The sequence below is a fragment of the Mycobacterium sp. ZZG genome, assembly GCF_054786995.1.
On the sequence record NZ_JBTBFV010000020.1, the window covers coordinates 61,145 to 82,404 of the forward strand.

General features: G+C 68.5%; 16 protein-coding genes and 1 pseudogene. 15 read left to right on the forward strand and 2 right to left on the reverse strand.

Going from position 1 to position 21,260, the window contains the following annotated elements:
• Positions 1-34: 34 nt before the first annotated feature.
• Positions 35-2,533, reverse strand: a complete 2,499-nt coding sequence (locus ACXMYJ_RS13745; protein WP_460356872.1) for an alpha/beta hydrolase fold domain-containing protein — start codon at positions 2,531-2,533, stop codon at positions 35-37.
• Between the two features lie 116 nt (positions 2,534-2,649).
• Here ACXMYJ_RS13745 and ACXMYJ_RS13750 point away from each other — a divergent pair, with 116 nt between their 5' ends.
• From ACXMYJ_RS13750 to secA, 9 genes are all read left to right on the forward strand, one after another.
• Positions 2,650-3,282 carry a dTMP kinase gene (locus ACXMYJ_RS13750; RefSeq protein WP_460356875.1) on the forward strand — a complete coding sequence of 211 codons (633 nt, stop codon included), beginning with the start codon at positions 2,650-2,652 and terminating at the stop codon, positions 3,280-3,282.
• A 92-nt stretch (positions 3,283-3,374) separates the two neighbouring features.
• Complete coding sequence (locus ACXMYJ_RS13755; protein ID WP_260757722.1) at positions 3,375-4,028, forward strand: hypothetical protein; 654 nt, start codon at positions 3,375-3,377, stop codon at positions 4,026-4,028.
• Between the two features lie 77 nt (positions 4,029-4,105).
• Positions 4,106-4,792 carry a two-component system response regulator MtrA gene (gene mtrA, locus ACXMYJ_RS13760; RefSeq protein ID WP_011778995.1) on the forward strand — a complete coding sequence of 229 codons (687 nt, stop codon included), beginning with the start codon at positions 4,106-4,108 and terminating at the stop codon, positions 4,790-4,792.
• 145 nt (positions 4,793-4,937) lie between these two features.
• On the forward strand, positions 4,938-6,581 hold the full coding sequence (mtrB, locus tag ACXMYJ_RS13765) for an MtrAB system histidine kinase MtrB (RefSeq protein WP_460356879.1): 1,644 nt from the start codon (positions 4,938-4,940) through the stop codon (positions 6,579-6,581).
• A gap of 14 nt (positions 6,582-6,595) precedes the next feature.
• On the forward strand, positions 6,596-8,335 hold the full coding sequence (lpqB, locus tag ACXMYJ_RS13770) for an MtrAB system accessory lipoprotein LpqB (protein WP_396885428.1): 1,740 nt from the start codon (positions 6,596-6,598) through the stop codon (positions 8,333-8,335).
• A gap of 57 nt (positions 8,336-8,392) precedes the next feature.
• The gene (locus ACXMYJ_RS13775; RefSeq protein ID WP_460356881.1) at positions 8,393-8,839 is read left to right on the forward strand and encodes a QcrA and Rieske domain-containing protein; all 447 of its coding nucleotides are present in this window, start codon (positions 8,393-8,395) and stop codon (positions 8,837-8,839) included.
• A 122-nt stretch (positions 8,840-8,961) separates the two neighbouring features.
• Entirely contained in the window at positions 8,962-9,591 is a 630-nt protein-coding gene (locus tag ACXMYJ_RS13780; RefSeq protein WP_260757725.1) for a ComF family protein, read from the forward strand.
• 328 nt (positions 9,592-9,919) lie between these two features.
• Complete coding sequence (gene hpf, locus ACXMYJ_RS13785; RefSeq protein WP_396885430.1) at positions 9,920-10,588, forward strand: ribosome hibernation-promoting factor, HPF/YfiA family; 669 nt, start codon at positions 9,920-9,922, stop codon at positions 10,586-10,588.
• A 193-nt stretch (positions 10,589-10,781) separates the two neighbouring features.
• The gene (secA, locus tag ACXMYJ_RS13790) at positions 10,782-13,586 is read left to right on the forward strand and encodes a preprotein translocase subunit SecA (protein WP_260757727.1); all 2,805 of its coding nucleotides are present in this window, start codon (positions 10,782-10,784) and stop codon (positions 13,584-13,586) included.
• 1 nt (position 13,587) lies between these two features.
• Here secA and ACXMYJ_RS13795 read toward each other — a convergent pair whose 3' ends face one another.
• Entirely contained in the window at positions 13,588-14,112 is a 525-nt protein-coding gene (locus ACXMYJ_RS13795) for an Rv3235 family protein (protein WP_260757728.1), read from the reverse strand.
• A gap of 181 nt (positions 14,113-14,293) precedes the next feature.
• Here ACXMYJ_RS13795 and ACXMYJ_RS13800 point away from each other — a divergent pair, with 181 nt between their 5' ends.
• From ACXMYJ_RS13800 to ACXMYJ_RS13825, 6 genes and pseudogenes are all read left to right on the forward strand, one after another.
• Positions 14,294-15,703 (forward strand): WS/DGAT/MGAT family O-acyltransferase, encoded by a 1,410-nt coding sequence (locus ACXMYJ_RS13800; RefSeq protein ID WP_260757993.1) that lies wholly within the window; start codon positions 14,294-14,296, stop codon positions 15,701-15,703.
• 59 nt (positions 15,704-15,762) lie between these two features.
• Positions 15,763-17,511 (forward strand): BCCT family transporter, encoded by a 1,749-nt coding sequence (locus ACXMYJ_RS13805; RefSeq protein ID WP_260757729.1) that lies wholly within the window; start codon positions 15,763-15,765, stop codon positions 17,509-17,511.
• Between the two features lie 36 nt (positions 17,512-17,547).
• Complete coding sequence (locus ACXMYJ_RS13810) at positions 17,548-18,051, forward strand: DUF6912 family protein (protein ID WP_396885296.1); 504 nt, start codon at positions 17,548-17,550, stop codon at positions 18,049-18,051.
• Positions 18,052-18,146: 95 nt separating this feature from the next.
• Positions 18,147-19,286: a ferredoxin reductase gene (locus ACXMYJ_RS13815; RefSeq protein ID WP_260757730.1), complete on the forward strand. Its 1,140-nt coding sequence runs from the start codon at positions 18,147-18,149 to the stop codon at positions 19,284-19,286.
• A gap of 69 nt (positions 19,287-19,355) precedes the next feature.
• The gene (locus tag ACXMYJ_RS13820) at positions 19,356-20,612 is read left to right on the forward strand and encodes a fatty acid desaturase family protein (RefSeq protein WP_260757731.1); all 1,257 of its coding nucleotides are present in this window, start codon (positions 19,356-19,358) and stop codon (positions 20,610-20,612) included.
• A 436-nt stretch (positions 20,613-21,048) separates the two neighbouring features.
• Positions 21,049-21,132, forward strand: a pseudogene (locus ACXMYJ_RS13825) (hypothetical protein); the annotation flags it as partial.
• Positions 21,133-21,260: the final 128 nt, after the last annotated feature.

The window sequence follows — 21,260 nt, forward strand, 5'->3', positions numbered from 1 at the left end:
CACGAAACCAGCTGGTGCTCAGCGCCTTCGACGATTAGGCGACCTGCAGCGTCATGTACCGCGCCGAATCTGTGGACAGCAGCCCCAGCTGCCGGTAGACGTTGGCCCGCCACACGGGAGCCTGCGAGTTGACCACGATGCCGCCGAGCGCCCATCCGTGCATCTGCCCGTCGCCGATGATCACCGTCAGGTCGGCGTCGGGGTCCTGCGACAGCACCTTGTCGCGGAACGCCAGAACGCCCGGCAACAGCTTCTCGATCGTGCCGATGTACACCGTGGTCGGCGGCAGACCGGTCAGATCCGCTCCCGAGATCGGGTTGACGCGGGGATCGTCGAGATCCCAGTCGCCGTTCCAGCGCGGCCCCTCGCCGGGCTCGCGGCGCGGCAGGATCGGGTCGTCGATCGCGTCGATCTCCGGCCCGCGCAACGTCAGGTGCAGCGCCGGGGAGACCAGCACCATGCGCGACGGCTGCGCCTCGGCGGGCACGCACGTCACCTCGATTCGGCAGCGGCGCAACATCTCCTGCACCGCAAGCACCGCATACGAGCCTCCCGAGGAGTCGCCGTAGAGGCTGACGTTGTCCACCCCGTGGGTGTCGATCAGGATCTTCAGGTAGTCGGCCATCGGCGGCACCAGCGTCTCGGCGGTGCCGGTGCTCTTCGGCGGCGCCATCGGATAGATCGGCACCAGTACCGTCGCCCCGGTTTCGCGGGCCATCTGCGCGTAATCCGACCAATGCAGGACGGTGGCCTCGGCCTCGAACCCGCCGCCGTGCAACGCCACCACGAATTCACCGGACGGCTTGGGGGAAGCCAACTCCCACACCGTCCACCCGTTGTACTGACGTTCGGTCACCTTGAGTCCGAGCGTCAACAGCCATGGGGGAGTGGTGCTGGTGGAGGCGCCGGCCACACCGCTGAGGATCTTGATGCCGGTCTCCTCGTTGATCCATCGCAGGGTCCGCAGCAGTCCGACGACGAAGTTGTCGCCGAACGACGGTGGTGCGGTGGTGATCGTCTTCGGACCTGGCGCAACATCATTGAGGCCGAGTTGACGGTAGATGTCGGGGCGTACCTTGGGCCCCGCCGAGTTGAAGGAAAGCCCGCCGAGCGCCCAGTCGTGGAACTGCCCCGTGCCGATGACGGTCGACGCCACACCGCCTGCGGCTGACCACTTCTCGTGCAGCAGCAGTGTGTCGGGCAGGGCGTATTCCAGTTCGCCCACATAGATCGTCGATGGGGGAAGCGCAGCGAGCACTTCGTCTTCGAAGAACAATGGGCTGAGCAGCGGGTCCCGTGGATCGAGACCATCGCCCCAGTGGTTCTCGCGGGTGTAGAAGTCGAGGTTCCGCACGTCGATGATCGGGTCGTCGACCTCGTAGATGTCCGGATTGGAGAGTGAACCGTCGGGGGTGAAGGACAGCAGCACCATGCTGGCCGGCACCGGCTTTCCGTCGAGGATGAGTTCGCGCACCGCCGCCATCGCCAGCGACGGACCGGCGGAATCGGCGTAGATGCTGACGTTTTCCGCGCCGTGGGTGTCGATCTGGCCGGAGAGGAACTGCGCCATGGCCGGAACAACCTTGACCGCGGTCCCGGCTTTCGTCGTCCCGAGCGGGTACATCGGCACGACTACCGTCGCGCCGGTCTCGCGCGCCATGTTGGCGTACGCGAGCCAGTGGGTGACAAGCGGCTCGACGATGAACCCTCCGCCGTGCACGGCGACCACCGTCTTGCCGGTCGGGTTCGGAGGGTGGAACTCCCACACATCCCACACCGCACCCTCCGGGTCGTCGGCCGCCTCGAACTCGGTGCGACGGACGTCGAGGCCGCCCTTGACGAACCACGGCGGATTCCGGCTCTCCAGTGCCTTGCCGATCAGCCCGTAGAAGTCGACGCCGATGAAGCTGGAGATCCCGCGCAGCACGTAAAGGCTCGCGACCACGATCCGGTCGAAGAACGTCGGCTCATCGGTGTAGACGATATCGTTCTGCGCCGCCGCATCGACGGCGGTCGTCCTGACCGCCGTCGTCGCGACCGACGGCCCCGACTCGGACGGTCCCGCGTCGAATTCGCGGCGCGATGCGGCCGTCGCGCCGAACAACTGCGTGGCGGCGACGGGGGCCGGCGACGGCGCAGGCTCGTCGTCGATGTCGACCGCCGTGTTGCCATCGTCGACGACTTCGGGCGCGTCGTCCTCAGCCGTGTTGCCATCGTCGACGACCTCGGGCGCGTCGTCCTCAGCCGCCTCGCCATCGTCGGTCAGCTCGCCGGAGGGCGCTTCCCCGGCGACTTCTTCATCGGTGACCTCTTCGGGAACGTCCTCGTCGGCGGCGTCGTCCTCGGCGTCGGCGGCCGGCGCCTCGGAACCGGCATCAGCGGACTCGTCGCCGACCCTGGATGCGGAGTCTTCCCGGGTCGGACCGGTCTCGCGTTGCTCCGACGAATCGATGCCCGCGGAATCGTCGGCCGCGGCCACCCCGCAGCCCACTCCGAAGAACACCGCCGAGCCGACCCCCGCTGCGACAGCCAAACCCGCGCCTTTGCCGCCTCCCTGACCACCCCGCACTTGTAGAACTATGGGCGGGGATCCGATCGCCGTCAATGTTTGCCCGCCACATGTCCGAAAAGCTCGATTAGGCTCGCCGAGTGCTCATCGTGATCGAGGGAGTCGACGGCGCCGGCAAACGCACCCTGACCAACGGTCTGCGCGCGGCGTTCGAATCCGGCGGGCTGTCCGTGACGAGCCTGGCGTTCCCGCGGTACGGCGCCTCAGTGCATGCCGACGTCGCGGCCGAGGCGCTGCACGGCCGGCACGGGGACCTCGCCGACTCCGTGTACGCGATGGCCGTGCTGTTCGCCATGGACCGTGCGGGCGCACGCGACGAGATCGAACAGCTCCGGATCACCTACGACGTGGTGATCCTGGACCGCTACGTGGCGTCCAACGCGGCGTACAGCGCGGCCCGTCTGCATCAGGGCGCCGACGGCGAGGTGGTCGCCTGGGTGCGCGACCTCGAATACGGGCGGCTGGGTCTGCCGAAATCCGATTGGCAAGTGCTGCTTGATGTTCCGACCGAGCTCGCGGCGCAGCGGGCGGTGAACCGGGCCGCCGAGGAAGCCGACCGGGCGCGCGACGCCTACGAGCGTGACGACGGGCTGCAGCGGCGCACCGGCGCGGTCTATGCCGAACTCGCCGCCGCGGACTGGGGTGGGCCGTGGGTGGTGGTGCCCCCGGAGGTCGACGCCGCAGCACTCGCCGCGCGGCTGTCGTCGCGCTGAGGGTTGCGGTAACGGAGCGAACTCGTGCCTGAGCGGATAGGCTCCAGTTCCGGGGAAGTCGCCACGGTGACAGTTGTGCTCAGGGGGAATCGTTGCTCGTTCAATCGCGTGTCCAGACCGTATCGCTGCAAACACTGGATCAGCTGCTCGCCTGCGTCAGGTCGGCGAATCAGCGCTTCGATCAGGGCCGGCACACCGAGGTGAAGCCGTTGGCCGGTCACCTGCGGGCGCTGCTGTATCGCACCGACGGATCGGATGCGCTCTACGGATTGCGTGACACGCTGACCTGGGTGGACACCGCCGGTGTGCCTAACCAGAAGACGACCTGCGCGCTCGCCGGGCTCACCCTGATGCGGATCCGCAGCCGCCACCACGGCGCCGAGGAGTACGTCCCGAAGCTCGCGATGTACCCGCCGGCGCCGATCCGCACCCGCAGCGGTGACCAGATCTTCAGCGGTTCCCGTATTCCGTTCGAGCACTGGTGGACCAATCCCGTCATCCAGGACGCCGCCGGCGCGCAGTACTCGCGCAAGCAGCTCGTGCTCGCGATGGCCCCGACGGAAGACCGGGAAGCCCGGGCCGCGCGGCGCGCGCTGTCCCGCAGCGCGACGCTGGGCTGGGTGGTCGGTGGGACGACCTCGGCCCGGCTCTGCACCAGCCCGGTCGTCGCCAGCGTTCGCCAGATCGGCTACGAGGTGTTGCAGTCCGTCGCCGAGCAGCGCGACGTGCTCGAAGCGGTCGACTGAGGCTCACGCCGCGAACCGCGCTCAACTCGCAAAACACCCCGCGTGGTAGCGGCGCTTTATCGCCATCTGGTGACACCATGGACACCATGAGGCAAAGGATCCTGGTAGTCGACGACGACCCTTCGCTCGCCGAGATGCTCACCATCGTGCTGCGGGGGGAGGGATTCGACACCGCCGTCATCGGCGACGGCACCCAGGCGCTGACCGCGGTGCGCGAACTGCGTCCCGATCTGGTGCTGCTGGATCTCATGCTGCCCGGCATGAACGGCATCGACGTGTGCCGTGTGCTGCGCGCGGATTCCGGCGTGCCGATCGTCATGCTGACCGCCAAGACCGACACCGTCGACGTGGTGCTCGGCCTGGAGTCCGGCGCCGACGACTATGTGATGAAGCCGTTCAAGCCCAAGGAGCTGGTGGCCCGCGTGCGCGCGCGGCTGCGCCGCAACGAGGACGAGCCGGCCGAGATGCTCTCGATCGCCGACATCGACATCGACGTGCCCGCCCACAAGGTGACCCGGCAGGGCGAACAGATCTCACTGACGCCGCTGGAGTTCGACCTGCTGGTGGCGCTGGCACGGAAACCACGCCAGGTGTTTACTCGTGATGTGCTGCTCGAACAGGTGTGGGGTTACCGCCACCCCGCCGACACCCGTTTGGTGAACGTGCATGTCCAGCGGCTGCGGGCCAAGGTCGAGAAAGACCCGGAGAACCCGCAGGTGGTGCTGACCGTTCGAGGAGTGGGATACAAGGCCGGACCTCCGTGATCAGACGGCCCGCCGTCGGCGTGATCAGACGGCCCGCCGTCGGCGTGATCAGACGGCCCGCCGTCGGCGTGATCAGACGGCCCGCCGTCGGCGTGATCAGACGGCCCGCCGTCGGCGTGATCAGACGGCCCGCCCGGCGGTCGCCGTGATCTTCGGGTCCCGGCGGCGCATCCACCGTCGGTCGGCCCCGCTGATCCGCGGACTGGGTGTGCTGGGCCGCGCGCTGAGCACGGTGTGGCGGCGGTCTCTGCAACTTCGCGTGGTCACGCTGACCCTCGGATTGTCGCTGGCCGTCATCCTGGTCCTCGGCTTCGTCCTGACCAGCCAGATCACCGACCGCATCCTCGAAGTCAAGGTCGGCGCCGCCACCGAGGAGATCGAACGCGCCCGCACCACCGTCAGCGGCATCGTCGGTGGTGAGGAGACCCGGTCGTTGGACAGCAGCCTGCAGTTGGCGCGCAACACGCTGATCGACCGCAAGGCCGACGCGGGCGCCGGCCTTGCCGGGACGTTCGACGCGGTGCTCGTCGTGCCCGGCGACGGTCCCCGCGCAGCCACCGCCGCCGGCCCGGTCAACCAGATCCCCGACACCCTGCGCGACTTCGTCAAAGCCGGACAGGTCAGCTACCAGTACGCCACCGTGCACATCGACGGCTTCTCCGGGCCCGCATTGATCATCGGCAGCCCGACCTCGTCACCGGTGACCAACCTCGAGCTGTACCTGATCTTCCCGCTCAACAACGAGGACTCCACGATCGCTCTGGTGCGCGGCACCATGGCCACCGGCGGCATCGTGCTGCTCGGTCTGCTCGCCGCGATCGCCCTGCTGGTCGCCCGCCAGATCGTGCTGCCGGTGCGGTCGGCGTCGCGGATCGCCGAACGCTTCGCCGAGGGACATCTGACCGAACGCATGCCGGTGCGCGGCGAGGACGACATGGCCCGGCTGGCGGTGTCGTTCAACGACATGGCCGAGAGCCTGCACCGCCAGATCACCCAGCTCGAAGAGTTCGGGAACCTGCAGCGCCGCTTCACCTCCGACGTCAGCCACGAGCTGCGGACACCGCTGACCACCGTGCGCATGGCCGCCGACTTGATCCACGACCACGCCGAAGACCTCGACCCGGCCCTGCGCCGCTCCACCGAGCTGATGGTCAACGAGCTGGATCGGTTCGAGTCTCTGCTCAACGACCTGCTGGAGATCTCGCGCCACGACGCCGGCGTCGCCGAACTGGCCGTCGAGGCCGTCGACCTGCGCTCCATCGTGCAGAACGCCCTGGACAACGTCGGGCACCTGGCCGAGCATGCCGACGTCGAGATGAACGTCGACCTTCCCACCGACGAGGTGATCGCCGAAGTCGACCCGCGCCGGGTCGAGCGGATCCTGCGCAACCTGATCGCCAACGCCATCGACCATGCCGAGCACAAACCCGTCCAGATCCGGATGGCCGCCGACGTGGACACGGTCGCGGTCACCGTCCGTGACTTCGGCGTCGGGCTGCGCCCCGGTGAGGAGAAGCTGGTGTTCAGCAGGTTCTGGCGCGCCGACCCGTCCCGCGTGCGCCGCTCCGGCGGCACCGGCCTGGGGCTGGCCATCAGCATCGAGGACGCCCGGCTACACCAGGGCAGGCTGGAAGCCTGGGGTGAACTGGGCAAGGGCGCTTGCTTCCGACTGACGCTGCCGCTGGTGCGCGGCCACAAGGTGACCAGCAGCCCGCTGCCGGTCAAGCCGATCGAAGTGTCCGGCGGATCCAGCCGCCGGGTGTGCGAGACGGCAGGGGAGAGCGTGTGAGACGCGTTGCCGCGCTGTGGCTTTGCGCGTTCATGGTGATGTTGACCGGCTGTGCCGGGGTGCCGAGCTCGTCGTCGCCGCAGGCAATCGGGACCGTCGACCGGCCGGCGCCGCCCAGCCTGCCTAAACCCACCCCCGGCATGGACCCGGACGTGCTGCTGCGCGAATTCCTCAAGGCCACCGCCGATCCCGCCAACCGGCACCTGGCCGCCCGGCAGTTCCTCACCGAATCGGCGTCGGCCACTTGGGACGACGCCGGCAGCGCGCTGCTGATCGACAACGTCGTGTTCGTCGAAACTCGCTCGCCGGACCGGGTCCAGGTCACGATGCGCGCCGACATCCTCGGCTCGCTGTCGGACATGGGTGTCTTCGAGACCGGCGCCGGCGCGCTGCCCGATCCGGGCCCGATCGAACTGGTCAAGACCTCGGGCGGGTGGCGAATCGACCGGCTGCCCAACGGAGTGTTCCTGGACTGGCAGCAGTTCCAGGCCACCTACAAGCGGCACACGCTGTACTTCGCCGACCCCACCGGCAAGACCGTCGTGCCCGACCCTCGCTATGTCGCGGTGTCCGAACCCGACCAGCTGGCCACCGAATTGGTGAGCAAGCTCGTCACCGGCCCGCGCCCCGAGATGGACAAGACGGTGCGCAACCTGCTCGGCCCGCCGATGCGGTTGCGCGGGCCGGTGACCCGCGCCGACGGTGGCAAGACCGGCATCGGCCGAGGCTACGGCGGGGCCCGCATCGATCTGGAGAATCTGTCGACGACGGACCCGCACAGCAGGCAACTGCTTGCCGCGCAACTGATCTGGACGCTGGCCCGGTCGGGCATCAACGGCCCGTACGTGATCAACGCCGACGGTGCCGCCCTCGACGACCGCTTCGCCGAAGGCTGGGACACCGCCGACGTCGCGGCGACCGACCCCGGCGCCGCCGACGGCGCGGCGGCAGGCCTGCACGGGCTCGTCGGAGGGTCGCTGGTGCGGATCGACGGTCAGCGTGCTCCGCGCGTCCCCGGACCGTTCGGACAGATGCCGGGGCAGACGGCCGCGGCGCTGTCGCGCTCCGGCCAAGAGGTCGCCTCCATCGTCACGCTGCGCCCCGGCGCACCTGACATGGCGTCGTCGCTGTGGGTGGGGCCGCTGGGCGGCAACGCCACCCAGGCCATGGACGGCCGCAGCCTGAGCCGGCCCAGCTGGTCGCTCGACGACGCGGTCTGGGTCGTCGTGGACGGCAACAACGTCGTCCGCGTCATCCAGGACGCCTCCGGACAGCCCGCCCGGATCCCGGTCGACGTCAGCGCTGTCGTCACCCGGTTCCCGGGCGCCATCGCCGAACTGCAGCTCTCCCGCGACGGCACCCGCGCGGCCATGGTGATCGAGGGCAAGATCGTCCTGGCCGGGGTCGAGCAGACCGCCGGCGGGAACTACGCGCTGACCTACCCACGACGGCTCGGCTACGGGCTGGGGGAGACCGCGGTGTCGCTGTCCTGGCGCACCGGTGACGACATCGTCGTCACCCGCACCGTCCCGCAGAACCCGGTGTCCTACGTCAACCTCGACGGGGTCAACTCCGACGGTCCGAGCCGCAACCTGCTGATGCCGGTCCGCACGGTCGCCGCCGGCCCGTCGGCGGTGTATGTCGCCGACGGGCGCGGCGTGCTGCTGCTGTCGGGCTCGGCCGCCGAGGACCCGGCATGGAACGAGGTGCGGCCGCTGATGTCAGCGGGTGCGGTGCCGGTGCTGCCGGGCTGACACTGAACGTGCTGCCGGAACAGCCCTCCGGCGGCCAGCTCTACGGAGAGGTTCGGTATGGCGATGGAAGTTCCGCGCAAGACAGTGCTCGCCGGTGCGGGGATCGGCTTGGCGGCGGCTGCAGTGGCCGCGTGTTCGGGTGGATCGAAATCGGAATCGGGATCGGGACCGGAGTCGGTATCGGAGACGGCTCCGGCGTCGGGGGCGTCGCCGTCGGCGCCGGCGGGCAAGCCCCTGACCTCGACCGCCGATGTGCCTGTGGGCGCCGGCGTGATCGTCGGTGAGATCGTGGTGACCCAGCCGGCCGCCGGCGAGTACAAGGCGTTCTCGGCGGTGTGCACCCACAACGGATGCCTGGTCGACGAGGTGGCTGAGGGGACGATCAACTGCCCCTGCCACGGCAGCAGGTTCGGTCTGGACGGCGAGGTGGTCAACGGTCCGGCCGAGAAGCCGCTGCAGCCAGTGGCCCTGCGGGTGCCGGGAGACTCGATCATCGCTGAGTAGCAAGGCATGCCCGGTCGCGAGTGAGAAGTGGTGGTTGTGAAAGCTGCCTTGTTCGCAGCCAGGAATGCTATTCCGCGACAAACGGGGCCGGAGTTGTCGGACGTCGGGCCGACACTGGGCCCGTGCTCGATCTGGTGCTTCCGCTCCAGTGCGGCGGATGCGACACCGATGGCACCGCGTGGTGCCGAAACTGCGCCGACGACCTCGCGGTCCGGTCCGACGAACCGCACCTGGTCACCCCGCGGATCGACCCCGGCGTGCCGGTGCTGTCGCTGGGCCGCTACGCCGGCCCGCGGCGAAAGGCCATCGTCGCGCTCAAGGAGCGCGGCCGCGCCGACCTGCGGCACCCGCTCGCCGCGGCACTGTCCGACGCGCTCGCGCATTTGCTGGTTTGGGGGCTGCTCGACGTGCCGCTGACCCTGGTGCCGGCGCCCACGCGCCGCACGGCGGCCCGGCGCCGCGGCGGTGACCCCGTGACCTGCATCGCCCGCGACGCCGCGGCGGGCCTGCCCGGGGTGACGGTCGCTCCGGTCCTGCGCTTCAGGGCGTTCACCCGCGACTCCGTCGGGCTGTCGCCGGCGGCGCGGCAGCGCAACGTCGCCGGGCGGGTGCGTGTGCGCGGGCCCGTCGCCGACCCCGTGGTGGTGGTCGACGACGTGATCACCACGGGCGCCACCGCCGCCGAATCGGTCCGCGTCCTGCAAACCATCGGGGCCGACGTCGTTGCTGTGCTCGCGCTGGCGAACGCGTGACCTCCCGCGCCTGATTACCCGAGGATCAATCCGGCGTGAAGAACTGAGAACAGAAGGACGATTTAGTGGCACGTCCGGTGAACAGCGACTACCGTCGGCACCAACCATCCGTGAACATTTCACGGCGGCGCTCAGTAGCGAGACGCCGGTATCGCGCCAGCGGTAGGAGGTGAGTAGTCGACACCTTGCACCGGCGAGTGGCGAGACCAGAAAGCCCCGTCGGTGCCACGTCTGTTCAGTTGGGCACGCACGGGGCGTGCGATCGCGAGAGGAAATCGAGTTGCCAAGTATGTCAAGAATTTCCGTGGACGCCGACAGCACGATTTTGATGGACCCCGACGACGCGGCGGGGTCGTCTGACGCGACTCCGAACGCCGAGGTGGTGGTGACTGGGCGCAACGTCGAAGTGCCCGATCATTTCCGCGCCTATGTCGCCGAAAAACTGGCCCGTCTTGAGAGATTCGACCGCACCATTTACCTCTTCGGAGTCGAGCTTTATCACGAGAAGAACCGCCGGCAGCGCAAGAACTGTCAGCACGTGGAGATCACCGCGCGGGGGCGCGGCCCGGTGGTGCGCGGTGAAGCGTGCGCAGACAGCTTCTACGCCGCCCTGGAAGCGGCGGTGAGCAAACTTGAGAGCAGGCTGCGCAAGAGCAAGGACCGTCGCAAGATCCACTACGGGGACAAAACCCCGCGGTCGCTGCACGAGGCCTGTTCACCTGACCACCTCGAGCAGGTGTTCGCGCCGCCCACCCAAGATGGCGCGACCCCCGATGCCGGACTCGCCGACACCGCCGACGACCACGAACCCGGGCGGATCGTGCGTGTCAAGGAACATCCGGCCACCCCGATGACCGTCGACGACGCGCTCTACGAGATGGAACTCGTGGGCCACGACTTCTTCCTCTTCCATGACAAGGAGAGCGACCGGCCCTGCGTGGTCTACCGGCGCCACGCGTTCGACTACGGCTTGATCAAGCTCGCCGTACCCTCCTGAGCAACCGGAATCCCCCGGGGCCCGATGTGTCGGATCCCGGGGGATTTCCGTGTGCGCCCCACCGCGGCTGTGAGGCGGCCACGAGGATCCGGCACGTCGCGGCGGAGACGCGCGACCAGCATTTTCGGCGCGTCACCTACGATGGTGTCCGTCTATTCGCGTAACGCATCCGGCGAGGAAAAAGGTATTCAGCGTGCTGTCGAAGTTGCTCCGTATCGGCGAAGGCCGCATGGTCAAGCGCCTCAAGGGGGTGGCTGACTATGTCAACACCCTGTCCGACGACATCGAGAAGCTCTCCGACGCCGAGCTGCGGGCCAAGACCGACGAGTTTCGCCGGCGGCTGGCCGACGGCAAGGAGGACCTCGACGACCTGCTGCCCGAGGCGTTCGCCGTGGCCCGCGAGGCGGCCTGGCGGGTGCTCAACCAGCGGCACTTCGACGTCCAGGTGATGGGCGGCGCCGCGCTGCACTTCGGCAACGTCGCCGAGATGAAGACCGGTGAAGGCAAGACGCTGACCGCGGTGCTGCCGGCCTATCTGAACGCGCTGTCCGGCAAGGGCATGCACATCGTCACGGTCAACGACTACCTCGCCAAGCGCGACGCCGAGCAGATGGGCCGCGTGCACCGCTTCCTCGGCCTCGAGGTCGGCGTGATCCTGTCCCAGATGACCCCGGATCAGCGCCGGGCGGCCTACAACGCCGACATCACCTACGGCACAAACAACGAGTTCGGCTTCGACTACCTGCGCGACAACATGGCGCTGCGGCTCGAGGACTGCGTCCAGCGCGGCCACAACTTCGCGATCGTCGACGAGGTCGACTCCATCCTGATCGACGAGGCCCGCACCCCGCTGATCATCTCCGGCCCCGCCGACGGCGGCTCGAACTGGTACACCGAGTTCGCCCGGCTGGCCCCGCTGATGGAGAAGGACGTCCACTACGAGGTGGACATCAAGAAGCGGGTGGTCGGCATCAACGAGCTCGGCGTCGAGTTCGTTGAGGACCAGCTGGGCATCGAGAACCTCTACGAGGCCGCCAACTCGCCCCTGATCAGCTACCTCAACAACGCCATCAAGGCCAAGGAGCTGTTCGAGCGCGACAAGCACTACATCGTCCGCAACGGCGAGGTTCTCATCGTCGACGACTTCACCGGCCGCGTGCTGATCGGCCGGCGCTACAACGAGGGCCTGCACCAGGCGATCGAGGCCAAGGAACACGTCGAGATCAAGGCCGAGAACCAGACCGTCGCGACCATCACGCTGCAGAACTACTTCCGCCTCTACGACAAGCTGGCCGGCATGACCGGCACCGCCGAGACCGAGGCCGCCGAGCTGCACGAGATCTACAAGCTCGGCGTGGTGCCGATCCCGACCAACCGGCCGATGATCCGCTCCGACCAGTCCGACCTCATCTACAAGACCGAGGAAGCCAAGTTCATCGCCGTCGTCGACGACGTGACCGAGCGCTACGAGAAGGGCCAGCCGGTCCTGATCGGCACCACCAGCGTGGAACGCTCCGAGTTCCTGTCCCGGCAGTTCGAGAAGCGGCGCATCCCGCACAACGTGCTCAACGCGAAGTACCACGAGCAGGAGGCCGGCATCATCGCCGAGGCCGGCCGGCTCGGCGCGATCACGGTCGCCACCAACATGGCCGGCCGCGGCACCGACATCGTGCTCGGCGGCAACGTCGACTACCTGCTCGACCGGCGGCTGCGTCAGCGCGGCCTCGATCCGGTCGAGACGCCCGACGAGTACGAGCAGGCCTGGCACGAGGAGCTGCCCGCGGTCAAGGAGGAGGTGGCCGAAGAAGCCAAGGACGTCATCGCCGTCGGCGGGCTCTACGTGCTCGGCACCGAACGGCACGAGTCGCGCCGCATCGACAACCAGCTGCGCGGTCGCTCCGGCCGCCAGGGCGACCCCGGTGAGTCCCGCTTCTACCTGTCGCTGGCCGACGAGCTGATGCGCCGCTTCAATGGCGCCACCCTGGAGACGTTGCTGACCCGGCTGAACCTGCCCGACGACGTGCCGATCGAGGCCAAGATGGTCTCGCGCGCGATCAAGAGCGCCCAGACCCAGGTCGAGCAGCAGAACTTCGACATCCGCAAGGAAGTGCTGAAGTACGACGAGGTGATGAACCAGCAGCGCAAGGTGATCTACGCCGAGCGCCGCCGCATCCTGGAAGGCGAGAACCTCGCCGAGCAGGCCCACAAGATCCTGGTCGACGTGATCACCGCCTACGTCGACGGCGCCACCGCCGAGGGTTACTCCGAGGACTGGGACCTGGAGAAGCTGTGGGAAGGGCTCAAGCAGCTCTACCCGGTGAGCATCGACCACCACGACCTGATCGACTCCGACGCCGTCGGCGAGCCCGGCGAGCTGACCCGCGAGGAGCTTCTCGACGCGCTGATCGCCGACGCCGAGCGGGCCTACGCCGAGCGTGAGCGTGAGATCGAGGAGATCGCCGGCGAGGGCGCGATGCGTCAGCTGGAGCGCAACGTGCTGCTCAACGTGCTAGACCGCAAATGGCGCGAGCATCTCTACGAGATGGACTACCTGCGCGAGGGCATCGGCCTGCGCGGGCTGGCCCAGCAGCGGCCTGAGGTCGAATACGCCCGTGAGGGCTACGACATGTTCGTCGCGATGCTCGACGGCATGAAGGAGGAGTCGGTCGGCTTCCTGTTCAACGTGCAGGTCGAGCGGGCCCCGGCCGCGCCGGCGGTGGCCGCCCAGCCCACCCCGTCCGGCCTCGCCGAGTTCGCCGCCGCCGCGGCCCAGCAGGGCGGCGTGGCCACCAAGGAGCGGCCCGCCCCCGCGGCCGGCCTACGCGCCAAGGGGCTCGACGAGAAGGCCCAGCCGCTGACCTACTCGGGTCCGTCCGAGGACGGCGGCGTCGAGGTCAAGCGCTCAGGCGGCGCTCCGTCGACCGGCGGCAGCCGCAAGGAACGGCGCGAGGCCGCCCGCCAGCAGCAGAAGAGCGGCCGGCACGCCAAGCGCCGCTGACTCATCCGATCTGCAGCGCCACCAGGCGCCAGCTGTTGTCGTGGCGGATGATCCGTCCCGCGACGGCGTGTACGCGGCCGCTGCGGGTGAACGACGCGAACACCTCCGCGGCGGTGACCTCCCCGTCGCTGCCGACGGAGCGGACCCGCACCCGTCGCAGCGTCGCGCTGCCCGTCCGCGGCGCCGCGGCGCGGGCGATGACGCAGTCGACGAGCACCGGCGGCATCAGCGGACGCAGCTGCGCCACGGGCCGGCGCCGGTCGATGACCTCGATGACCCGGCGCAACGCGGTCTCGGCGAACAGCACGGCCGACCGCGGCGGCGGCGGCTCGTGGGAAAGTGGCGGCGGACGGCGGGTGCGCACCGGTCGTTGCGGCGCCCGGTGCAGGGCTGCCCCGGACGGGACCGGGCACGGCGGCGCCGGGCGGGCCAACGGCCGTGGGCGGGGTTCGTAATCGACGACCGGCGAGGTTCTCCACGCCGACGGCGGCTGCGCGAGTTCGGACAGGTTGCGGGGTGCGGACATGCGGGCTCTCCAGTGATCGCGGTGGTCGATCTGCCGGAGAGTTGCAGACCGCTCCATGTTCGCACGGCTGCCGGACCCCATCGAGCACCTGATGTGCACATGTGGTGGGCTGCCCGGGGGAATGCCGATACCGTGGCAGGGTCCGTACAGCGACGAGGCGAATGGGGAGGCAGCGCCGCACATGGTGACGAGGTTGTCGGCGTCGGACGCGTCCTTCTTCCGCCTGGAGAACTCGGCGACGCCGATGTACGTCGGGTCGCTGCAGATCCTGCGCAGGCCCCGCAACGGGCTGAGCTACGAGACACTGCTGGCCACCGTCGAGCAGCGGCTACCGCAGATCCCTCGCTACCGGCAGAAGGTGCGCGAGGTAACCCTCGGACTGGCCCGGCCGGTGTGGATCGACGACCGTGACTTCGACATCACCTACCACGTCCGGCGCTCGGCGCTGCCGTCGCCGGGCAGCGACGCCCAGCTGCACGAACTGGTGGCCCGGCTCGGGTCCCGCCCGCTGGACAAGACCCGGCCACTGTGGGAGATGTACCTGGTCGAGGGCCTGGCCAAGAACCGGCTGGCCATCTACACGAAGTCGCATCAGGCGCTCGTCAACGGCATGACCGCGCTGGAGATCGGGCACGTGATCGCCGACCGCACCCAGAAGCCGCCGGAGTTCGGTGAGGACATCTGGATCCCCGGCCGCGAACCCGGTGACCGGCAGCTGCTGATGGGCGCGCTCGGTGAGTGGATCATGCGACCCACTGCGCAGGCCGCCGCCGTCCGCTCGATGATGACCGAGGCCGTCACCAACACCAGCCATCTCGTCGACCTCGGGCGTCGCGCCGCGGACGTGGCGCGCACCGTCGCCCGCGGCGCCGCGCCGAGCAGCCCGCTGAACACCACCGTGTCCCGCAACCGGCGCTTCTCAGTGGCCTCGGGCAGCCTCGACGAGTTCCGCGCCGTGAGGGCCCGCTACGACTGCGACGTCAACGACGTGGTGCTCGCGATGGTCGCCGGCGCGCTGCGCAACTGGCTGCTGTCGCGCGGGGAACCGGTGCGCGCGTCGACCACGGTGCGCGCGATGGCGCCGATGCCGGTGTACCCCGACGCCGAGATCGACTCCGCCGGTCCCGGCCAGGCGATCGGCGAGGTAGCGCCGTTTCTGGTGGATCTTCCTGTGGGAGAAGGGAATCCGGTGGTCAGGCTGTCCCAGATCGCGCACGCCACCGAAACGCATCCGACCGCGCCGGCCCTCGTCGACGCCCGCACCATCATCACGCTGTCGGGCTTCGCGCCACCGACGTTGCACGCCATGGGCATTCGTGTCGCGACGAGCTTCTCGGCGCGGCTGTTCAATCTACTCATCACGAATGCTCCCGGCGCCCAGAACCAGATGTACATCGCCGGCACGAAACTGCTGGAGTCCTACGCTGTTCCGCCGTTGCTGCACAACCAGACACTGGCGATCGGCGTCACGTCCTACAACGGGATGCTGTACTTCGGCATCAACGCCGACCGCGACGCGATGAGCGACGTCGACATGCTGCCCAGCCTGCTCCGCGAGAGCCTCGACGAGCTGGTGGAAGCCGCGCGGTGACCATGTCGTAGCGGGCCCGGGATTGACTGGGCAGCGCCACAAGGGTCGAATGGTCGGCGATGGCTGACTTTTCCGAGCACCAGGCGACCGTTGTTCCTTCTTCCGAGGGGGACGCCGACTCCGGCCGTCACCCGGTGCTCGACATCCCGGTCGAGGAGGAGCGGATCACCCGCAGTCGCGGCATCGACTGGGTGGTGTTCGGTGTCACCGCCGTCATCGCGCTCAGCTTCCTGACGTGGGGTTTCCTGAGCACCGAGACGCTGGCCGGCGTCTCGAGCGCGGCGCTGACCTGGGTGATGAACAACACCGGCTGGCTGTTCGTGCTCACCAGCACCGGCTTCGTGGTGTTCGTGCTGTACCTGGCGCTCGGCCGGTACGGCACGATCCCGCTGGGCCGCGACGACGAACCGCCGGAGTTCAAGGGGATCTCGTGGGTCGCGATGATGTTCAGCGCGGGCATGGGCATCGGGTTGATGTTCTTCGGGGTCGCCGAACCGTTGTCGCATTTCACGACCCCGCCGCCCGGTACCGGTCCGGCAGGCAACCCCGAGGCCGTGCAGAACGCGATGGCCACCACGCTGTTCCACTGGAGTCTGCACCCGTGGGCGATCTACGCCGTGGTGGGTCTGGCGATTGCCTACGGCGTGTACCGCAAGGGGCGTCTGCAGCTGATCAGTGCCGCGTTCGAACCGCTGCTCGGCCCCCGGGCCAACGGCGCGTGGGGCAAGGTCATCGACATGCTGGCGATCTTCGCCACGCTGTTCGGTTCGGCGGCCTCGCTGGGCTTGGGTGCCCTGCAGATTCGTAGCGGTCTGCAGATCGTCGGCGGCATCGGAGAGACCGGAAACACGATCCTGGTCGTCATCATCACGGTGCTGACACTGTGTTTCGTGCTGTCGGCGGTCTCCGGGGTGGCGCGCGGCATCCAGTGGCTGTCCAACATCAACATGGTGATGGCGATCGCGCTGGCCTTCTTCGTGTTCGTGGTCGGCCCTACGGTTTTCATTCTCAACCTGTTGCCGACCACGCTGGGTAGCTACTTCGCCGACCTGAGCATGATGTCGGCGCGCACCGGCGCCGAGGGTCCCGACGTCAACGCCTGGCTGCAGTCGTGGACGATCTTCTACTGGGCGTGGTGGGTGTCGTGGACACCGTTCGTCGGCATGTTCATCGCCCGCATCTCGCGGGGCCGCACCATCCGTCAGTTCGTCGCCGGCGTACTGGTGGTGCCGAGCCTGGTGTCACTGGTCTGGTTCGTGGTGTTCGGCGGTTCGGCGATCAACGTGCAACAGAGCGGCACCGATCTGGCCGGCGAGGGCGGCGTGGAGGAGCAGTTGTTCACACTGCTCGACCAGTATCCGATCGCGACGGTCGCCAGCGTGGTGGTCATGATCCTGGTGGCGATCTTCTTCGTCTCCGGCGCCGACGCCGCGTCGATCGTGATGGGCTCGCTGTCGCAGAAGGGCACCATCAGACCCAGCCGCGGCACCGTCGTGTTCTGGGGTGTGGCCACCGGCGCCGTCGCCGCGGTGATGCTGCTCGTCGGCGGCGAGGACGCACTGACCGGCCTGCAGACCATCACGATCATCGCGGCGCTGCCGTTTGTGCTGGTGATGGTCGGGCTGGCGGTGTCGCTGCTCAAGGATCTGCGTCGCGACCCGATGATCGTGCGGCGCGAATACGCCGTCGAGGCCGTGAACAGCGCGGTGATCGCCGGGGTCACCGCGCACGGCGACGACTTCGTGCTCGCCGTGCAGAAGGACCCGCACGCCGACACCGACGACGACGAGCCGAGCGCGTCGCGCTGAGCAGGTGAGCGCGACCGGGCGGCTACCCTTCAGGTCGTGCGCGTCTACGTCCCGGCAACACTGGCCATGCTGCAACGCCTGGTCGCCGACGAATCCCTGCGGCCCGTCAACGGGACCGCGTTCGCGGTGACGCCGGCGTTGCGGGAGGCCTATGCCGAGGGGGACGAGGACGAACTGGCCGATGTCGCTTTGCGTGAGGCGGCGCTGGCGTCGCTGCGCATCCTCGACGACGCGGGCACCGGTGGTCTGCCGCCGCGGCGGGTGGTGGTCGAAGCCGACCTCGACGACGACGCCGTCACCGCGCGGCCCGACCTCGACGACGCCGTGGTCCGCATCTCCGGGGCCGTCCCGCTCGACCGGGTGATCGCCGGCTACGTCGACACAGCGGCGGCCGAGGCCGCCGTGCTGGCCGCGACGGAGGTCATCGACGCCGCCGATCTCGGGGACGAGGACGCCGAGCTGACCGTCGGCGACGCCCAGGACCACGACCTGGCGTGGTACGCGCCCCAGGAGTTTCCGTTCCTGCTCGAGCTGCTCTGAGGCTGGATACGGTGCCGTAAGTTACGGTACCGTAGGTTCACGCGTCGCTCCGGTGGGTACGCCATCGACAGCCACAGCAAGCCGGGTAGGAGCCCATGGCCAAGAACACCATCAAGAACACCGCGAAGGTCGCCGACACGGTGCGGCCGACGATCGCCGGCGCCAAGGAACGGCCCGGCTGGCATCTGCTGCGCACCATCGCAGGCCGGATCACCACACCGTTGCTGCCCGACGACTACCTGCAACTGGCCAACCCGCTGTGGTCGGCCAGGGAACTGCGCGGACGCGTGCTCGAGGTGCGCCGCGAAACCGTCGACTCGGCCACCCTGGTCATCAAGCCGGGATGGGGGTTCTCGTTCGACTACGAGGCGGGTCAATACATCGGTATCGGACTGCTGGTCGACGGCCGTTGGCGCTGGCGGTCCTACTCTCTGACCAGCAGTCCCATCACCAGCAAGGGCTCGCGCACCATCACCATCACGGTCAAGGCGATGCCCGAGGGCTTTCTGTCGACACACCTGGTCGGCGGCGTCGCGCCCGGAACGATCGTCAGACTGGCTGCGCCGCAAGGCAACTTCGTCATGCCGAATCCGGCGCCCGACTCGGTGCTGTTCCTGACCGCAGGGTCGGGCATCACCCCGGTGATGTCGATGCTGCGCACGCTCGCGCGGCGTGAGCAGATCACCGACGTGGCACACGTGCACTCGGCGCCCACCGAGGACGACGTGATGTTCGGCGCCGAACTGTCCGCGCTGGCCGCCCGGCACGACGGTTACCGGCTGCAACTGCGGCCCACCCGCACCGTGGGTCGGCTGGACCTGGCCCGCCTGGACGAGGTGGTGCCCGATTGGCGGGAACGCCAGACGTGGGCGTGCGGACCCGAGGCCATGCTCGAAGCCGCCGAGCGGACCTGGGGGGCGGCCGGGATCGCCGACCGTCTGCACCTGGAGCGCTTCGCCGTCACCCGGGCCGCGCACGGCAGCGGCGGCACCGTCGAATTCTCCCGGTCGGGCAAGACCGCCACCGTCGACGGTGCAACCTCACTGATGGACGCGGGTGAGGCCGCCGGGATCCAGATGCCGTTCGGCTGCCGCATGGGCATCTGCCAGTCGTGCGTGGTGGGTCTGCTGGACGGCCATGTGCGCGACCTGCGCACCGGGGTGGAGCACGAGCCGGGAACCCGGGTGCAGACGTGCGTGTCGGCCGCATCGGGTGATTGTGTGCTCGACGTCTGACATTTACTGACTAGTAACCTACGACGACGTAGGTTACGGTAGCGTAGGTAGACGAGAGGAGGGCTGATAATGGCCATCACCGACGTACCAGAGTTCACGCACCTGACCGAGACCGACATCGAGAATCTCGGACGCGAACTGGACGCCATCCGCCAGGACATCGAGGACTCCCGAGGCGAGCGGGATGCGCGTTACATCCGCCGCACCATCGCCGCCCAGCGTGCGCTGGAGGTGGCCGGCCGGCTGATGCTGGCGGGCAGCTCCAAGCGCCGGTTCTGGTGGGCCGGCACCGCGACCTTGGGCGTGGCCAAGATCATCGAGAACATGGAGATCGGCCACAACGTCATGCACGGTCAGTGGGATTGGATGAACGATCCCGAGATCCATTCCTCCTCATGGGAATGGGACATGAGCGGCGCCTCCAAGCACTGGCGCTTCACCCACAACTTCATGCACCACAAGTACACGAACATCCTCGGCATGGACGACGACGTGGGCTACGGCGTCATCCGCGTGACCCGCGATCAGCGGTGGCGGCCGATGAACATGCTCAACCTGTTCTTCAACACCCTGCTCGCCGTCGGGTTCGAGTGGGGCGTGGGTCTGCAGCACCTGGAGCTCGGCAAGATCTCCAAGGGCCGCGACGATCGCCGGGCCACGCTGGTGCGGGTCCGTGAGTTCGGGGTCAAGGCCGGCCAGCAGGTGTTCAAGGACTACGTGGCGTTCCCCGCGGTGACGTCGCTGTCACCCGGCGCGACGTTCAAGTCGACGCTGACGGCCAACGCGGTCGCCAACGTGATCCGCAACATCTGGTCCAACGCGGTGATCTTCTGCGGCCATTTCCCCGACGGCGCAGAGAAATTCACCAAGACCGACATGATCGGTGAGAGCCGCGGCCAGTGGTACCTGCGGCAGATGCTCGGCAGCGCCAACTTCGACAACGGCCCCGTGCTGCGGTTCATGAGCGGCAACCTGTGCTACCAGATCGAGCATCACCTGTACCCGGATCTGCCCAGCAACCGGCTCCACGAGATCTCGCTGCGGGTGCGCGAGCTCTGCGAGAAGTACGACCTGCCCTACACCACCGGCTCTTTCCTGGTGCAGTACGGCAAGTCGTGGCGCACGATCGCGAAACTGTCGCTGCCGGACCGGTTCCTGCGCGACACCGCCGACGACGCCCCCGAGACGCGCAGCGAGCGGATGTTCGCCGACCTGGATCCGTCCGAGCGGCGGGGGCTGAAGTCGGCGATCGCCGCGGTGCGCCGGCGCCGGCGCGAGAAGGCCGCCGTGAAGGCCGCGGTCAAGCCGCGGGACCTGGCTGCCTGAGTCTGCTTGCAGACACAGAATCGCCCGCTGTCAGCTTGGGTTCACACGGTCGTCGCAACGCTCTCAATCTGAGAGGTTGCGGCGACCGTGTCGTTTTCGGAGGACTGTGTTCGATTTGGTGATCAGCTGGCAAAGCTCGTCGATGCGGGCGTGCCAGTGCGGGAAGCGGCGGAGTCGTTGGGGGTGTCGCGGCAGCGGGCGTATGCCATCTTGAGGGCCACCGGCCGGCCGATGGGCTCGCCGCGTCCGGATGTCACCGGCGTGGACCCTGCGCGGGTGGCAGCGGTATTCACAGCGACTGGCTCGGTGAATGCGGCGGCCAAAGCTGTCGGAGTGGCGCACTCCACGGCCCGCCGGATGCTCGTGGAGGCGGGCTTGGTCGACCCAGCACCGCGCACGCGCGGGCAAGCCCGCTGAGCGGGCCCGGTTTCACGAATTGCTCGAGACGGGCTGGTCGTCGGCGCGGGCCGCCCGAGAGGTCGGGGTCAATGAGCGCACCGCCCGGGATTGGCGTGCCGGTAGGTCAAGTCCAGGGACGTGGTGTACGACGTCGTCGTGTGATTCTTCGAGGTGATGGTTCAGGTGGTCAGTGCCGCGGGGGTGGCCTCCTGTTCGGTCGGGGTGTCGTTGACGGTGCGTGATTTGCTC